Source organism: Croceifilum oryzae (assembly GCF_030814315.1).
In the GTDB taxonomy this organism is placed as follows: domain Bacteria; phylum Bacillota; class Bacilli; order Thermoactinomycetales; family Thermoactinomycetaceae; genus Baia; species Baia oryzae.
This window is the reverse complement of record NZ_JAUSUV010000009.1, coordinates 21069-36620: the sequence shown is the minus strand read 5'-3', so window position 1 is coordinate 36620 and position 15552 is coordinate 21069. Positions and strand designations below refer to the sequence as shown.

Here is a 15552-nt window from a genome sequence, read left to right as displayed (position 1 = left end):
TTCAAAAGATAGGAGCGTCATGATGAATAGTAGGATTCGAAAGTGGATTGTCGGTGGTGTAGCGGCTGGTCTACTGATGTCGCTTGTGGGTAGTTCTGAAACAGCTCCCGCTCAGGCGGCGAATGCAGGTAAAAGTTATAAGGGATTTTCCAGCAATGACGTTACATTGTTAGCACGAACGGTTCATGGGGAAGCGCGAGGAGAGCCATATGAGGGACAAGTAGCCGTTGCGGCAGTCGTGTTAAATCGATTGGACAGCACGCAGTTTCCTAATACGATCTCCGGCGTGATCTTCCAGCCACAAGCTTTTACTTGTGTGGCAGATGGACAGATTTGGATGGAGCCAAACGAGTCAGCGTATAAAGCAGCTAGAGATGCGATTGGTGGTTGGGATCCAGCAGTAGGATGTAATTATTATTTTAACCCTGCTACCGCTACCTCTAAATGGATTTGGTCCCGCCCGCAAGTGAAAAAGATTGGCAAACATATATTTTGTCGCTAAGGAGGAAGAACTGTTATGTCTACGTATGGAAAAATAGCTCGCGTTTTCTTTCCTATTACACTCGTAATACTCCTTGGTGCGGGGGCTTGGGCATATAAAGAATATCAAGAGAAAAGTTCGATCCTAATCAAAGCAGAGAACCAGTACCAAAGAGCGTTTCATGAATTAAATAACCATATGGATTCCTTGCAGGGTGAGATTGGAAAAGTGCTGGCGGTGAACTCGCAAAAGCACCTCTCTGATTCGCTTACCAATGTATGGAGACTTACGTATGCTGCTCAAAGTGATGTGGCTCAGCTACCTCTTAGTTTGATGCCGTTTCACGATACACAAAAGTTTTTAGGGCGAATGGGGACGTTCTCTTATAATGCTGGAGTGAGGGATTTCAATAAAGATCCCCTTTCGGAAAAGGAGTACCAAACACTCAATACGCTTTATCAAAACGCAACCGATATTAAAGGTAAGCTAAATGAAGTCCAATCGCAGGTTCTTTCTAAAAATCTACGTTGGATGGATGTAGAATTGGCTATCGCTACCGAGGATAAGAAACTCGATCATACGATTATTGATGGTTTTCAAGCGGTAAATAATATGGTTGTGCAATTTCCAGAAGTAGATTGGGGTCCGACGGTTAATAACTTGGAAGTGCGTAAGAAAGAGAAATTTACGACTTTAAAAGGGCGTAATATCTCAGAAGAAGAAGCGAAAGAGAAAGCAGCAAAGCTCCTTGATCGTTCTACAGAAGGAATGAAAGTAACATTTGCAGAAAAGGGCGATTTCCCGGTTTACAGTATTAGCTTTGAAGGGAAAAATGGACCTTGCAATCTAGACTTAACCCGTACAGAGGGGCATGTTACTTGGATGCTATATAATCGTCCAGTCAAAGAGTCCAAGTTAAGCCGTGAGCAAGCGTTAGAAAAGGCACAATCCTTCTTGAAGAAGATGGGATATGAGGGAATGGTACCGATTTCGCATATCGAAGAAGATCACATTGTTACCTTTAGCATGGTACATAAAGAAGGCAACATTCTCATCTATCCTGAAGCACTAGCGCTTAAAATCGCGTTAGATAACGGTGAAATTATCGGGATCCAGGCAGACGAATATGTATTTAATCGTAAAGAGCGCGTAACCGAAAAATCGACTTTGACTCATGAACAAGCTCGTAAACAAGTAAATCCTCATTTGAAAGTAACCGGAACCAACCAAGCTTATATCTACGGTGAAGATGGAAAAGAAGCACTCTGCTACGAATTCCTAGGAACGTTAAAGGATAACCAGTATCGAATCTTTATTAATGGAGATACAGGCGAAGAAGAGTTTGTGGAGAAAATAGAAAAAGAAGAACCAGAGAAGATGTAATGATTTTAAATCAAAAAAACCAACTAGAAAGCCAGTGATTTTTACCTGGCTTCTGGTTGTTTTCGTTGCAAAGCCTGATAGTCTGTGCTATTCTAAAATAAAGTAAAAGTATCATTTTTGGAAATTGTGGTCAGAACTTTTAGTCTAGTTTCTGAACCATAGAGAAATAAGTACATACTGCTTGATCATGAGTGGATGTCGACTCATGGAACTAGGTCAATTGTCGATCTGGATTGCCATTGACGGGCAGGGAGACCTGCTCTTTTTCATGTAGTCCGCTCTGCAAGTTAGGGAGGATTCGTTGTCGTAATGAACAGTCATTTATTAGTTGCTATTGATGGTCCGGCAGGAGCTGGAAAAAGTACAGTAGCCAAACGGGTAGCTAGGCGTTTGGAAATTCCATATGTAGATACAGGTTCGATGTACCGAACGATAGCTTGGTTGGCTCTAAAGGAAGGCTTAACGGCTGATCAGGAAGCGGAAATTTCGGAGTTGGCTCTTTCCACTCCTATGACGTTGGTCGAAGGTGGAGTGAAGGTTCATGATGTAGTGCTAAAAGACGAACTTAGAACCTCGGAAATATCAAACTTCGCTTCTACGATTGCGGCGATGCCTAGGGTCAGAGAAGCTTTGGTTCGAAAACAACAAGAGATTGCCCAGTTACAAAGTGTGGTAATGGATGGTCGCGATATAGGGACACATGTTTTACCACAAGCACATGTGAAAGTCTTCCTTACCGCATCCATTGAGGAACGGGCGCGTCGTCGGTTTGGAGAGTTACAAGGAAAGAATCAATCTCCTGATTATGAAAAGTTGTTACAAGAGATTAAGCAACGTGATGAAAATGATCGCAACCGTACATTTTCTCCACTTAGACAGGCAAAAGATGCAATCTTAATCGATTCCACAGATCAAACGATCGAAGAAATGGTGGAGATGATCTTGGAACTATGTTGCACCAAAATGGGCGGTGCGGAGTAATATGTGGTTGTATCAAACGCTTCGATTCCTCATCACCCTGTTTTATCGGATTTTCTTTCCATATGAAGTAATAGGAGTAGAAAAATTTCCTATATCAGGTGGTGCGGTTGTATCACCTAATCATATTAGCAACTTAGATCCACCTTTACTCGGAATTAGTTTACCTAGGCAAGTACATTTCATGGCGAAAGAGGAAATGTTTCGGGTTCCGATTATCAAAAAAGCGCTTTACATAGTCGGTACGTTTCCTGTCAAACGGGGCGGTGGGGATTCTCAAGCATTAAAGGCATCCATCCGAATCCTACGTGAAGGAAAAGTGCTCGGGATTTTCCCACAAGGAACCCGTGATAAGTCAGGTGAAATTCGTAAGGTGCATGTTGGGGCGGCTATGTTTGCCCTCCGTACGAATTCGCCGCTTGTTCCAGTAGCGGTTATTGGACCTTATCGTCTGTTTCGTAAGGTTCGAATCGTTTACGGGGAGCCTATTCTACCTGCGGAGTATCTTGTAGAGGGTAAGTCGACATCAGATGGTGTGGACCGTCTGAGTGCTCGTTGGAAGAAAGAAGTAGAATCATTACTTCATCAATATCGGTAATAGGATCAAATGCAAAGGTTATGCCTTGTCGCTTGATCTTTCTCTATATAAAAAGATGAGTTGTCATTCGATTTGAGGAGGAGTAGTCATGACGGAAGAAATGAAAAGCTTACAGGTTGGAGATGTTATTCAAGGGAAAGTGGTAAAGGTAGAAAACAGTCAAGCTCTTGTTGATATTGGTTGGAAAAGTGAAGCCATTCTTCCTATCTCTGAGTTGGCTGGTGTACACGTAAGCCACGTTTCCGATGTACTAGCGGACGGTCAAGAGTTAGAGGTAAAGATTATTCGCCACAATGAAGAAGAGGATCAATTTATTGTTTCGAAAAAAGCCATTGAAGCAGAAAAAGCTTGGGCTGAACTAGAAGAAAAATTGGCATCTGGGGCAACTTTGCAAGCTACCGTCCATGAGGTGGTAAACGGTGGCTTAGTCGTAAATGTAGGTGTTCGTGGATTTATCCCGGCATCTTTAGTAGATACAAAGTTTATCGAGGACTTTAGTGGCTTTGTTGGTGAAGAGGTGACATTAAAGGTCATCGAGCTAGACCGTGAGAAAAACAAATGTATCCTTTCTCGCAAAGCGGTTTTGGCAGAGGCATTGGAACAGACTAAAAAATCAGCTTTGGAGAAAATTGAAGCTGGCGATGTTTTAGAGGGTACAGTACAACGTCTGACAGACTTCGGTGCGTTTGTCGATCTGGGTGGCGTGGATGGTTTGGTTCACGTATCGGAGATTGCATGGTATCGTGTAGAGCATCCAGCAGATGCTTTAACAGAAGGCGATCAGGTAAAAGTAAAAGTCCTCAAAATTGATCGTGAGCAAGAGCGGATTAGCTTAAGCATCAAAGAAACACTTCAAGGTCCTTGGGAGAAAGTAGCTCTTCACTTGAATGCTGGCGATATCATTTCAGGCTTAGTGAGACGTTTGGTAACATTTGGTGCATTTGTGGAAGTGGCTCCAGGTGTGGAAGGCTTGGTTCACATTTCTCAAATCTCACATGATCACATTGCTACTCCGGGTGAAGCTCTTAAAGAAGGGCAAGAAGTGCGGGTAAAAGTGTTGGATATCCTTCCAGAGCAGAAGCGGATTAGCTTAAGCATCAAGGAAGTCGAACCAAAACCAGAACCAGTAAGAATGGAACATAAGCAAGAAGAGGAAATGAATGTAACCTTGGGAGATGTATTTCCAGATCTAAAAAATTTTAAATAAGATACGTTAACCAGCCCTTCGGAAGAATGGGCTGGTTATTTTTGTTTAGACTAACGATAAGCGTAAAAAGCCCAGTGATTTTAGCAAAGGAGTTTATCGTTATGAATCTGGATCATATGATGATGGCGGTTATTGTCAGTGGATTAGCGGGGGTTTGTACACGGATTTATCTGTTGCAAACGGATTACAGGCAATACCCCACTTACCCACATGGATATATTATTCATCTTGCGTTAGGGATTATTGCCGCGGGGTTGGGGTCTGTTGCGATCCCGGCATTAATACAAAAGGATTTTACGGCGTTTACTTTTCTGGCATTAGCGGCACAACAGTTTCGGGATGTTCGAAATATGGAGCGAACGATGTTATCAAAGGTTGATCAAATGGAATTAGTTCCGCGAGGTGTAAGTTATATTGAGGGAATCGCCATGGTATTTGAGGGGCGTAACTACCTGACGATTGCTTCTGCGCTTATTACTTCGTTTACCGTGATCATGTGGAATACTACTGTCGGGGTGATGGTAGGAGTCGTAAGTGTTATTTGTAGTCGATTTTTTATGTCTGGAAAAATGTTGAACAGCATCGTAGAGGTTCGAGAGGCAAAGTTGCGCTTAGATGGAGCTAGTTTATACGTAGAGGATATCTACCTGATGAACGTAGGTCTATCTAGCGATAAAAAAGCGATTATGGAAAATGGAATCGGTATGATCTTAACGCCTAAAGACGCTAGTAGTCGAATTACGTTGTCCAATGTGGGTCAACGACAAGCCATTTTGCATGATGTATCTACTGTGCTTGGTGTGTATCGAGATACAGGGGAACCAGCCCTTACACCGCTCGGGAAGCTCGACTTAAAGGATGGTCGGCTTGGACTTCTTCTCCTGCCGCAAGATCGAAATGTGAAGCGCGCCATAGACATTATTGGAAAAGTGCCCGTTCTAGAGAGTGCGATGAAGAAGCCACTACAAGCAAATGCAACAAGGGGTGGGACGTCATGAGTGATCAAAAGATTTTAGCCATTGTGACCCTCGAGAAAGCGACAGTAGCCGGTGGGTCTCCGATTTTCGTTGTAGATAGTAGAGAAGAGCTGGAGAGACAATCTTTTACCCTAGAGAAGATCCTCGACGCAATGGTGCACGAAGTAGCCCCAACGACCTTCATACTGGTACGCCACTCTGATTAAGGTTGATAAAACACTAGTTTCTCGTTAAGATTAGGTATGTTAGTAAGAGATAACTAAATGAATACATAGTAAGAAATGAGGATATAAGTCATGAGTTTACCCGTAGTAGCGATTGTTGGCCGACCAAACGTGGGCAAATCCACTATCTTTAATCGTCTGGCTGGCGAACGAATCGCGATTGTTGAAGACCGGCCGGGGATTACACGTGACCGAATTTACTGTAAAAGTGAATGGAACGGACGCGAATTCCATCTGATTGATACAGGTGGTCTAGAGTTTGGAGAACAAGATGAAATTTTAGATCATATTAAAAACCAGGCAGAGCTCGCCATCGAAGAAGCAGATGTCATTTTACTTGTGACAGATGGACGTGATGGTGTAACAGGCAACGACGAAGAGGTAGCACGCCTCTTGCATCGTTCAAAGAAGCCAGTGGTCATCGCTGTAAACAAACTGGATGATATTAAGCATGAGGATTTGATGTACGAGTTTTACTCGCTCGGTTTTGGCGAAGTAATCGGAATCTCATCCCTGCATGGTTCTGGTACAGGGGACATGCTTGATGCGGTGGTAAGTCATTTTCAAGAGGGTACAGATGAAGAGTACGATGAAGAGACGATTCGTATCTCCTTAATCGGTCGTCCAAACGTAGGAAAGTCTTCACTTGTCAACGCCATTTTAGGAGAAACACGAGTGATTGTGAGTCCTGTTGCGGGAACGACTCGAGATGCCATTGACACCCCATTTGAGAGCGAAGGCCAAGAGTATGTATTGATTGATACTGCTGGATTACGTAAACGTGGAAAAGTGTATGAATCCATTGAGAAATTTAGTGTGATCCGTGCGATGCGTGCGATTGAGCGTTCGGATGTCTGTTTGATCGTTTTAGATGGCGAGCGGGGAATCGCGGAGCAAGATAAAAAGATTGCAGGCTATGCGCATGAAGCAGGTCGTGCTTCCATTTTCGTAGTAAATAAATGGGATGCTGTCGAAAAAGATGATAAGACGATGAACTATTTCCGGAAATTGATCCGTGAAGAGTTTCAATTTATGTCTTATGCACCAATTCTCTTTGTTTCTGCGAAGTCAAAACAACGTGTTCATCAGATTCTTCCAGCAGCTCAAGAGGTTGCAGAGCAACATGCTCTTCGTATTTCCACCTCTGTTATCAACCAAGTCATCCATGATGCGATTATGGCAGTACCACCTCCTTCGGATAAAGGAAAGCGTTTACGTATCCACTATGCAACACAAGTCTCGGTTAAACCGCCTACCATTGTGTTGTTTGTAAATGATCCGGAGTTATCCCATTTTAGCTATATTCGTTATCTAGATAATCAGATTCGCCAAGCGTTTGAATTTAAAGGTACTCCAGTCAATATCTATCTACGAAAGAAAAATTGATCGATCGAGACAGGGAGAGGAATAGATATGATTCATTGGGTAGTGCCCATTGTACTTGCGTATCTGCTAGGATCTATCAGTTTTAGTTATGTAGTCGGAAAGATAACTCGTGGGATCGATATTCGTGAACATGGAAGTGGAAATGCGGGGGCAACGAATACGCTTCGAACCTTGGGAAAAACAGCGGCGATTGTGGTTGCTGCTCTTGATTTGTCTAAAGGGATTGCCTCTGTGTTGATTGCAGGATGGTTAAGTGCACATGATCCCATTGTCTTAATGATCTCAGGGCTTGCCGCAGTGGCAGGTCATAACTGGCCGATCTATCTAGGTTTCCGTGGTGGGAAAGGGATTGCCACTACGGTAGGTGTCTTTCTAGCCCTCATGTTTCAGGCTACCCTCATAGCAGGTGTGATTGCGATTATCGTCATTTTGATTACCCGTTATGTCTCTCTGGGATCGCTCATATTTACTGCGACATTGCCTATCGCTATTTATTTTGTTGGTACTTATCCCAAAGTTTATCTTTGGACAAGCTTGTTGTTTACCTTATTTGCATTTTGGCGCCATCGCTCGAATTTAAGCAATCTCTTTAAAGGTGTCGAGAGAAAAATTTAGTATGTAGGGAGTGAACACCAACATGAAGAATGTGGCGGTTCTAGGCGCGGGGAGTTGGGGGACGGCTCTAGCCTCTGTGTTGGCTGAAAACGGAAATGAAACCAAGCTGTATGCGAGACGTTCATCAGCTGTTCAAGAGATTAATACCTATCATACCAATGAACACTACCTACCTAATGCTTCCCTAGCGCCTTCTCTACAAGCTTCTGATGATTTATCCGAAGTGATTCAACCGAGTGATGTTGTGGTGTTTGTCGTTCCTTCGCAATCGCTCCGAGAGACGGCTAGAAGCGTCAGGCCGTATTTAAAGCCTCATTCGGTGATTGTTCATGCTTCTAAAGGATTGGAAATTCATACCTTCAAGCGTATGTCCCAAGTGTTGGCGGAAGAGCTACCTGAACATGCCAATCAGATTGTTGCCTTAACAGGTCCTAGCCACGCAGAAGAAGTGATTCAGAAGCTTCCTACAGCGGTTGTTGTCGCGTCTGTTGATCAACATGCAGCTGAGGTTGCACAGTCCTGTTTTATGAACTCCTACTTTCGTGTTTATACCAATACAGATGTGATTGGTTGTGAAATAGGGGGAGCATTGAAAAATGTGATTGCTCTGGCTACCGGATTATGTAGTGGCATGGAGTTTGGAGATAACGGGATAGCCGCATTACTTACACGTGGACTGGCAGAGATGGCGCGACTTGGTTTTGCAATGGGTGCGCAGCCCAATACATTTGTGGGATTGGCGGGTGTAGGTGACTTAATCGCCACTTGCACAAGCCCGCATAGTCGAAATTGGCGAGCTGGGAATATGATTAGCCAAGGGAAAAAGCTCGATCAAGTGTTATCGGAGATGGGTATGGTAGTGGAAGGTGTTAAAACAACAGAAGCTGCTTATACGATGGCAAAGCATTATCAAGTTGAGATGCCAATTACCGAACAGTTATACGAAGTGCTCTTTGCGGACAAATGTCCTAGGGAAGCATTGATGGATCTGATGAGTCGTGATAAAACACACGAATTACAAGACTATGTACAAGGTTGGTCATGAAATTAGGCAAAAACCCTGTGCCACATTGAGGTATACAAACATATTTTGTAGTAGGTTATGAAACCATACATTCAGAGCATAGAGCATAGAGGGTACAGGGACCAGTGCTTTGCTCATTTGCTGAGTGTAGCATGTAGCCAGTCTTGAAAAAGACTGGCTACACGTATGTGGATGAACAAAAAAGAAGGGTATTGCCAAGTGGCAACCCCTTACCTTCTTTGTTTTTGATGGTGATTCATATCGGAAGTCTGAGCAGTGACACCTCGTGAGAGGAAACTAGACATTAGTTTCTGCACAAAAGGTGATTGCATGAGCGACATAATTTGATTCAGATCCATACGCTTTAGTAATTTACCGATTAGTGGATTGGGTTTAGTGTTCATGTTTTTTGGTAGGTTAATCACTGGAATTTCATCATCTAGTAGGATATCTCCAGGATCGGATGCTTGCTCGGAGAGTGGGAATAGACTTTTTTGTTGATTTTGAACCGATCCTTTCTTCTTGCCCACGTATTGTTGGGCTAGATTGAAAAACTGATAGGTATTATCCATGATGGAAGCTACTTTTGTTAAAGAGGTGCTTAAATCTTGTACAGTTGAACGGCAAGTGAGGAATCCAGATAACATCTGTGCTAAACTAATCGATGATAGGGGCGATTTGGCTGCTTGGACGGGTGGATTTGCAGGTAATGTTACTCTTGCTTCCGTTGCTGGCTTTCTTACACGTCTTTTGTGGCGGGTGCTCGAAGCAGGACGTCTTCTTTGTTTCATAGTACCTCCTCCATTCAAGGGCTATTGTCCATTTATTGTATGCAATGCTCACGGTAGACGCTCTGGACGCTTATCCTGTATGTGGATAGGCACGAGCGGAAATATAGTTGAGCTGATAAAAAAAGAGGTGTATGTTTATGGGAGACTGGATGTATGCAGTTGGATTGTTTCTCCTTACCAATTTCATTGTGGTATGGTCTGGCTCATTAAAAAGTAATGCATTGCGAATCCTATTAAAGATCGTGGCAGTTGTTACATTCATCATGGCCTTATTATTTGGTTTACGTTCGATGAGTTAAGTGAAGAGGTGAACAAAGGATGAAGCTTCGTTTAGTATCAATACTTTTTGGAATGATTTTATTACTATCTGGATGCACGTACCCCAATGAGTTGAATCAGCAGGTTGATGATTTACCTATACATATAGAGAGAGTCCAGTCGGCTGTTTCTTCCTATCAACATGAGAAAAAAGTATTACCTTATAAATATAAAGAGGAAGAACGGATTTTTACTTCCAAGTATTTAGTCGATTTTCAATCTATTTCAGGACGGGCAGAGATTCCACCTACTGCATTTGAAAGAGGGGGAAGCTATCTGTATGTGTTGACGGATGTAGAGAAGAAGGCAACCGTTCGCGTGTTTGATCTCAGATTAAACGACAAAGTTAAAACGTTTGCGGAACGTGTAGGGCTTTACTATCAGAGGCATAATGAGTATCCGCTAGGAAATAAAGTTTCTCCTACTTTGTATGAGATAGATTTTAAGAAACTAGGCGGAGAAGTTTCGAAAGTGAAAAGCCCTTATCACTCAGATATCGAGTTATCCTATTTAATCAGTGACAAAGGTGTTTTATATCTCGACTATCGCATGGATTATATGCAATTCATTCAATCAGCGAAAGAAAAACCAGCAGTAGGAACAGACCTCAGACAATGGATCAGTCCGTTTTCTTTACAAGTACCAGCCTATTCCCCTGTAATAAAATGGGATGGAAAAGAACCTACCTTACCATAGGAAACAAACCAAACAAGTTACCAAAGCTTGTTTGGTTTGTTTTTTTGTGACATATAGGAACTTATCCGTACATAAAATGACCGCAAGAAGAGAGAGTCGAAAGGGTGTGGCAGGGTGGAAATGATATTGCTTCATCTCATTGCAATTCCTGGTATTTTCCTCTTGGGACGCCTTTCTAGCTCTGTGAAAATGACTGGTTTTAATACGAAATCGGTCAAGGTGAAGAAGTCCTCAGACGACAATTCATAGTTTGTTTCTCTTTCTTCGTAGGAATATATAGATTCTGCACTCATATATTAGTAGTGTCCTAAGGAGTGGGAAAACCGGAGAAGGGAGGATTTTGCCTTTCGCACCGGCGACAAATCCAGTAGTACGGATACCTTGAAGGAGGTTCATGCATGGAGAAAGTAGATATCTTAAAAGACATTGCAGAGCGCACAGGCGGTGACATCTATCTTGGTGTGGTTGGTGCGGTGCGCACAGGGAAATCCACCTTTATCAAACGGTTTATGGAACAAGTGGTGATCCCAAGCATTCGTGATGATTCCGAAAGATCGAGAGCAACAGATGAACTCCCACATAGTGGTGCAGGAAGAATGATCACGACGATCGAACCAAAATTTGTACCAAACCAAGCAATTAACGTAAGTGTAGATGAAGGATTAAAAGTAAATGTACGCTTAGTAGATTGTGTAGGATATGTTGTCGAAGGTGCCAAAGGATACCAAGATGAAAATGGTCCCCGAATGATTAATACACCTTGGTTTGATGAGCCAGTTCCGTTTCAAGAAGCGGCTGAGGTTGGTACGAGAAAAGTCATTCAAGAGCATTCTACCTTGGGGATTGTTGTAACAACAGACGGAAGTATCGCTGACATCCCTCGATATTCCTACGAAGATGTAGAAGAGAGAATTGTCAATGAGTTAAAAGAAGTAGGAAAACCATTTATCATGCTATTAAACTCCACTCGTCCGTACAGTGAGTCCGTACAAGCGCTTCGTGCCGAACTAGTTGAGAAATATGACATCCCAGTTGTGGCACTCTCTGTGGCGACGATGGGAGAGGACGATATTTTAGGTGTTTTACGTGAAGTATTGTATGAATTCCCGGTTCATGAAGTAAACGTAAATCTTCCTAGCTGGGTTATGGTGCTAGATGATGAGCACTGGTTGCGTCGTGATTTTGAAAACTCCGTTAGAGAAACAGTTAAAGATATCAAAAGACTTCGCGATGTAGATCGAGTGGTAGGTCACTTCTATAATTTTGAGTTTATCCAGAAAGCAGCGCTCTCAGGCATGCAGATGGGGCAAGGGATCGCCGAAATCGATCTCTATGCACCGGATGAGTTGTATGATCATGTTCTAGCAGAAGTGGTGGGCGTCGAAATCCGTGGCAAGGATCATCTGCTCGAGATGATGCAAGAGTTTTCACTAGCGAAGCGAGAGTATGATAAAGTGGCAGAAGCACTCAAGATGGTACGAACAACTGGTTACGGCGTAGCTTCTCCTTCATTAGAGGAAATGAGCTTGGATGAGCCAGAATTAATTAAACAAGGTCCTCGTTTCGGAGTTAGACTAAAAGCTACCGCTCCTTCGATTCACATGATTCGGGTAAATGTACATTCTGAGTTTGCTCCGATCATTGGTAGTGAGAGGCAGTCGGAAGAATTGGTAAACTACCTGATGAGAGATTTTGAGACAGATCCACTACGTATCTGGGAGTCGGATATCTTCGGACGTTCGCTCAATTCCATTGTTCGAGAAGGCATTCAAGCAAAATTGTCTATGATGCCAGAAAATGCTCGTTACAAGTTGCAAGAAACGTTAGAACGTATCATCAACGAAGGCTCTGGCGGACTTATCGCCATTATCCTGTAGTGAAAAAGGCCTAGATGTAACCGTCTAGGCTTTTTTTGTGTCTTTTTTGAACCATGATAGGAAAATCAAGGACATTTCTCTTGCAAAGGGGATCAGCGCTGTATTAGTATAGGATTGTCCCAATCAGTTCTAGATTTTATCTGGAATTTGCTTGGATCTAATCAGGAGGTGCGTTATGAATAAAACCGACTTGATCAATCAAGTAGCAGATGCTACCCAAATGACAAAAAAAGAGGCTTCAGAAGCAGTTGAAGCAGTATTATGTGCAATCTCCGAGTCTTTATCTCAAGGTGAGAAAGTACAATTGATTGGATTTGGCAACTTTGAAGTACGCGATCGTCAAGCTCGTAAAGGTCGCAATCCACAAACAGGTGAGGAAATTGATATTCCTGCAACCAAAGTTCCGTCTTTTAAACCAGGTAAGCAACTAAAAGATGTAGTTAACAAGTAATACAGATAAGTATATTTCTGAGTGGAATTCAGGAAACTACATATACTGAGCTACTGAGCAAAAAGTCCCTTTTTAAAAAGGGGCTTTTTGCTAACATACGTTTTATCTTACATAGTTGCATTCAGCTGAAGTATAATTATATTAGTTTTATAAATTAGATAATGAGCTGGAGGAAATAATCTTGAAACACGTCGACCATGATAAAATTGAACAAGCAGTACGTATGATTTTGGAAGCTGTAGGTGAAGATCCAGAACGAGAAGGCTTATTAGATACACCAGCCCGTGTTGCCAGAATGTATGCGGAGGTATTTCAAGGGTTGGATCAAGATCCGAAGGAGCATTTCTCTGTTGTATTTGGAGAAGACCATGAAGAGGTTGTCTTAGTAAAAGACATTCCATTCTTCTCAACCTGTGAGCATCATTTAGTTCCATTTTTTGGACATGCCCATATAGCTTATATTCCACGTGGAGGTCGGGTGACGGGTCTATCTAAATTAGCTCGTGCAGTCGATTCTGTGACCAAACGCCCTCAGCTTCAGGAGCGGATCACAAGTACGATTGCCGATTCGATGATGGAGACACTTGATCCACATGGAGTGTTTGTCGTACTTGAAGCAGAACACATGTGTATGACAATGCGAGGAGTAAAGAAGCCTGGTTCGAAAACGGTAACCAGCGTAGCTCGTGGTATCTATGCGGAAGATGTAGGTAAGCGGGATGAAGTGTTTAAGATGATTCGGATGGGATCATTGACCTAATTTATTTGATCTTGACGTGTCTCTAGTCCGATCTTATAATGAAATGGTAAGATTTACTGTTTTTTAAGATCGGGCTATGGCGCAGCTTGGTAGCGCGCTTGCATGGGGTGCAAGAGGTCGTCAGTTCAAATCTGGTTAGCCCGACCAACAAACTCTTCCAGAGATGGAGGAGTCTTTTTTATTTGGAATTCGTATGATTTGCCTATTTTGTGGTACACTTTGGTGCATAGTGAGAGGAGGCTGATTCTTATGTCAAATCATTCTGGAGAGTATTTCATTATCAAAGCAAAAGAAAATGGCGTAAATGTAATTGGACTTACAAGAGGAAAAGATACAAGGTTTCATCATTCAGAGAAATTAGATCAGGGCGAGATTATGATCGCTCAATTTACGGAACATACATCGGCTATAAAAGTACGAGGGAAATCAACGATCATTACACCATTTGGTACAATTGAATCGGATGAATAATCAAGCAAAAAAGGTCAAGCATAGCATGTTTCTGCTCTGAGTGCGTAAACTGGTGAAAAAGCCTACGGAGGATTACATGAAATGAGGACCTTTTTTCGCTATTGGTCATGGGGAATGGTGGGAGCTATTTGTTTAGCAGTAGGGCTTTCTTTCTTTGTGCGGTATTCAGAAGAACAAGTGGGACCTGTTAAAGAAGTGATGTTGCAGGATGAAAATTCATGGGTTTCGTTTGTTGTCGATCTAAACCGAAAAGGGAAAGTGGAACAGATCGATCAAAAACAAGGAACTCTTTTTATTGAATTCAAGGAAGTTGCTACAGGGTGGGAAGAGTTGGCCCAAGATGTAATTACGGAATCCTTTATCAAATTGAAACATATAGAGGTACTTCGTCTTCGTTTTGTAAATAAAGAGCCAGAAACAGCCCGATTGATTTGTATCAAGAGATCAGACTGGCAAGAGAGAATCAAAAAATCGAAGTGGTCAAAAGAAAGTATTCAAGATTTTGATTTGTCAAATGACAAAAAAACAACAGATTGATTGTGCTGATTTTCACGAAAGTATGGTATACTAGCAAGGAAATTATCTATTCTCATTTGGCATTTTTAGGGGGCGTGTAGATGACGTCCATATCTACAGATCAAAATAAAATTCTTATGGATTTAGAAAGACTTGTTATGAATTCGGACTTATTTCTGAATCTGGGGGCACCACCTATCCCAACTCGATTTGTTCGTCTATTGGACCTCTTATTAACAGCTTGCGAGGTGCCAGAAGAGCGTAAAAAGACTTTTATCCAAGCGGCAGCATGTTTACATATGGCGCTTACGACGCACGAACAAATCCCTTTGCAGACGATTGAAAATGAGGGATTGCACCGGGTTCGTCAGCTGACAGTACTCGCAGGAGACTTTTATAGTAGCTTGTTTTATCAACAATTAGCCATGGCTGGAGAAATCGATGGAATTGTGAGCCTATCTCAGGCCACTAGTCGTACAAACGAGCGAAAAATGAAAATGTATTGTGGAGAAGAATCTGTCTCCCCTTCTATACGAAAGATCGAATCGGTGGAAATCTTAACTGCTATCGCCGATTTTTTTCTTGTCGAACATCGCATAGGCAAAGAATGGATGATTGTTCTATTGCCATTATTGCTATTGGACGAGCAAGGAGAGCATACTGGATGGCAAGATCGCTTTCACGACGCCGTTTCTCAGGCAGAAAAGATCTGGAGACAATCTCATTTTCCGGTATGGCTGAGGCGCGAATTGGAGCAATGGATCGAGCAGGAGCGCAGGAATCTCTAACAGAAAGAGGT

18 protein-coding genes, 1 tRNA gene and 1 pseudogene are annotated in these 15552 nt (G+C 42.5%); 19 read left to right on the top strand and 1 reads right to left on the bottom strand.

The window, feature by feature from the left end:
- Positions 1-88: 88 nt before the first annotated feature.
- The 10 genes and pseudogenes from J2Z48_RS11000 to J2Z48_RS10955 form a co-directional block, all read left to right on the top strand.
- Positions 89-502, top strand: a pseudogene (locus J2Z48_RS11000) (cell wall hydrolase); the annotation flags it as partial.
- Between the two features lie 15 nt (positions 503-517).
- The gene (gene ypeB, locus J2Z48_RS10995) at positions 518-1864 is read left to right on the top strand and encodes a germination protein YpeB (RefSeq protein ID WP_307253482.1); all 1347 of its coding nucleotides are present in this window, start codon (positions 518-520) and stop codon (positions 1862-1864) included.
- A gap of 309 nt (positions 1865-2173) precedes the next feature.
- A complete protein-coding gene (gene cmk, locus J2Z48_RS10990) occupies positions 2174-2845 on the top strand; it encodes a (d)CMP kinase (RefSeq protein ID WP_307253480.1) in 672 nt (223 codons plus the stop codon).
- Position 2846: 1 nt separating this feature from the next.
- The gene (locus J2Z48_RS10985) at positions 2847-3440 is read left to right on the top strand and encodes a lysophospholipid acyltransferase family protein (RefSeq protein WP_307253479.1); all 594 of its coding nucleotides are present in this window, start codon (positions 2847-2849) and stop codon (positions 3438-3440) included.
- An 88-nt stretch (positions 3441-3528) separates the two neighbouring features.
- A complete protein-coding gene (gene rpsA / locus J2Z48_RS10980; protein WP_307253477.1) occupies positions 3529-4647 on the top strand; it encodes a 30S ribosomal protein S1 in 1119 nt (372 codons plus the stop codon).
- 101 nt (positions 4648-4748) lie between these two features.
- Positions 4749-5645 carry a YIEGIA family protein gene (locus J2Z48_RS10975; protein WP_307253475.1) on the top strand — a complete coding sequence of 299 codons (897 nt, stop codon included), beginning with the start codon at positions 4749-4751 and terminating at the stop codon, positions 5643-5645.
- Positions 5642-5830, top strand: coding sequence for a capping complex subunit for YIEGIA (locus J2Z48_RS10970; protein WP_307253472.1), 189 nt, complete (start codon positions 5642-5644; stop codon positions 5828-5830). Before J2Z48_RS10975 ends, J2Z48_RS10970 begins: the two co-directional genes overlap by 4 nt.
- 90 nt (positions 5831-5920) lie before the next feature.
- Positions 5921-7234, top strand: a complete 1314-nt coding sequence (gene der, locus J2Z48_RS10965) for a ribosome biogenesis GTPase Der (RefSeq protein WP_307253469.1) — start codon at positions 5921-5923, stop codon at positions 7232-7234.
- Positions 7235-7261: 27 nt separating this feature from the next.
- On the top strand, positions 7262-7849 hold the full coding sequence (gene plsY / locus J2Z48_RS10960; protein ID WP_307253467.1) for a glycerol-3-phosphate 1-O-acyltransferase PlsY: 588 nt from the start codon (positions 7262-7264) through the stop codon (positions 7847-7849).
- A gap of 22 nt (positions 7850-7871) precedes the next feature.
- Complete coding sequence (locus J2Z48_RS10955) at positions 7872-8894, top strand: NAD(P)H-dependent glycerol-3-phosphate dehydrogenase (protein ID WP_307253463.1); 1023 nt, start codon at positions 7872-7874, stop codon at positions 8892-8894.
- Between the two features lie 209 nt (positions 8895-9103).
- Here J2Z48_RS10955 and J2Z48_RS10950 read toward each other — a convergent pair whose 3' ends face one another.
- On the bottom strand, positions 9104-9664 hold the full coding sequence (locus J2Z48_RS10950) for a hypothetical protein (protein ID WP_307253462.1): 561 nt from the start codon (positions 9662-9664) through the stop codon (positions 9104-9106).
- Between the two features lie 137 nt (positions 9665-9801).
- Here J2Z48_RS10950 and J2Z48_RS10945 point away from each other — a divergent pair, with 137 nt between their 5' ends.
- The 9 genes from J2Z48_RS10945 to J2Z48_RS10905 all read left to right on the top strand — a co-directional run bounded on the left by J2Z48_RS10945 (position 9802) and on the right by J2Z48_RS10905 (position 15541).
- Positions 9802-9963 carry a hypothetical protein gene (locus tag J2Z48_RS10945; RefSeq protein WP_307253461.1) on the top strand — a complete coding sequence of 54 codons (162 nt, stop codon included), beginning with the start codon at positions 9802-9804 and terminating at the stop codon, positions 9961-9963.
- A gap of 19 nt (positions 9964-9982) precedes the next feature.
- On the top strand, positions 9983-10678 hold the full coding sequence (locus J2Z48_RS10940; RefSeq protein WP_307253459.1) for a YphF family lipoprotein: 696 nt from the start codon (positions 9983-9985) through the stop codon (positions 10676-10678).
- A gap of 398 nt (positions 10679-11076) precedes the next feature.
- Complete coding sequence (gene spoIVA, locus J2Z48_RS10935; protein WP_307253456.1) at positions 11077-12555, top strand: stage IV sporulation protein A; 1479 nt, start codon at positions 11077-11079, stop codon at positions 12553-12555.
- A gap of 175 nt (positions 12556-12730) precedes the next feature.
- Positions 12731-13006 (top strand): non-specific DNA-binding protein Hbs, encoded by a 276-nt coding sequence (gene hbs / locus J2Z48_RS10930; RefSeq protein WP_307253454.1) that lies wholly within the window; start codon positions 12731-12733, stop codon positions 13004-13006.
- 181 nt (positions 13007-13187) lie between these two features.
- On the top strand, positions 13188-13766 hold the full coding sequence (gene folE, locus J2Z48_RS10925; RefSeq protein WP_307253452.1) for a GTP cyclohydrolase I FolE: 579 nt from the start codon (positions 13188-13190) through the stop codon (positions 13764-13766).
- Between the two features lie 70 nt (positions 13767-13836).
- A tRNA-Pro gene (locus tag J2Z48_RS10920) sits at positions 13837-13913 on the top strand.
- A 102-nt stretch (positions 13914-14015) separates the two neighbouring features.
- Positions 14016-14237: a trp RNA-binding attenuation protein MtrB gene (gene mtrB, locus J2Z48_RS10915; protein WP_307253449.1), complete on the top strand. Its 222-nt coding sequence runs from the start codon at positions 14016-14018 to the stop codon at positions 14235-14237.
- Positions 14238-14318: 81 nt separating this feature from the next.
- Positions 14319-14774, top strand: coding sequence for a hypothetical protein (locus J2Z48_RS10910; RefSeq protein ID WP_307253447.1), 456 nt, complete (start codon positions 14319-14321; stop codon positions 14772-14774).
- Between the two features lie 80 nt (positions 14775-14854).
- Positions 14855-15541, top strand: a complete 687-nt coding sequence (locus J2Z48_RS10905; protein WP_307253444.1) for a heptaprenyl diphosphate synthase component 1 — start codon at positions 14855-14857, stop codon at positions 15539-15541.
- Positions 15542-15552 lie beyond the last annotated feature (11 nt).

Coding starts and splice junctions, on each gene's coding strand:
- plsY (WP_307253467.1), top strand. CDS start 7,262: ATGATTCATTGGGTAGTGCCCATTGTACTTGCGTATCTGCTAGGATCT.
- J2Z48_RS10905 (WP_307253444.1), top strand. CDS start 14,855: ATGACGTCCATATCTACAGATCAAAATAAAATTCTTATGGATTTAGAA.
- mtrB (WP_307253449.1), top strand. CDS start 14,016: ATGTCAAATCATTCTGGAGAGTATTTCATTATCAAAGCAAAAGAAAAT.
- hbs (WP_307253454.1), top strand. CDS start 12,731: ATGAATAAAACCGACTTGATCAATCAAGTAGCAGATGCTACCCAAATG.
- spoIVA (WP_307253456.1), top strand. CDS start 11,077: ATGGAGAAAGTAGATATCTTAAAAGACATTGCAGAGCGCACAGGCGGT.
- ypeB (WP_307253482.1), top strand. CDS start 518: ATGTCTACGTATGGAAAAATAGCTCGCGTTTTCTTTCCTATTACACTC.
- J2Z48_RS10975 (WP_307253475.1), top strand. CDS start 4,749: ATGAATCTGGATCATATGATGATGGCGGTTATTGTCAGTGGATTAGCG.
- J2Z48_RS10945 (WP_307253461.1), top strand. CDS start 9,802: ATGGGAGACTGGATGTATGCAGTTGGATTGTTTCTCCTTACCAATTTC.
- J2Z48_RS10950 (WP_307253462.1), bottom strand. CDS start 9,664: ATGAAACAAAGAAGACGTCCTGCTTCGAGCACCCGCCACAAAAGACGT.
- J2Z48_RS10985 (WP_307253479.1), top strand. CDS start 2,847: ATGTGGTTGTATCAAACGCTTCGATTCCTCATCACCCTGTTTTATCGG.
- J2Z48_RS10940 (WP_307253459.1), top strand. CDS start 9,983: ATGAAGCTTCGTTTAGTATCAATACTTTTTGGAATGATTTTATTACTA.
- J2Z48_RS10910 (WP_307253447.1), top strand. CDS start 14,319: ATGAGGACCTTTTTTCGCTATTGGTCATGGGGAATGGTGGGAGCTATT.
- rpsA (WP_307253477.1), top strand. CDS start 3,529: ATGACGGAAGAAATGAAAAGCTTACAGGTTGGAGATGTTATTCAAGGG.
- J2Z48_RS10970 (WP_307253472.1), top strand. CDS start 5,642: ATGAGTGATCAAAAGATTTTAGCCATTGTGACCCTCGAGAAAGCGACA.
- der (WP_307253469.1), top strand. CDS start 5,921: ATGAGTTTACCCGTAGTAGCGATTGTTGGCCGACCAAACGTGGGCAAA.
- J2Z48_RS10955 (WP_307253463.1), top strand. CDS start 7,872: ATGAAGAATGTGGCGGTTCTAGGCGCGGGGAGTTGGGGGACGGCTCTA.
- cmk (WP_307253480.1), top strand. CDS start 2,174: ATGAACAGTCATTTATTAGTTGCTATTGATGGTCCGGCAGGAGCTGGA.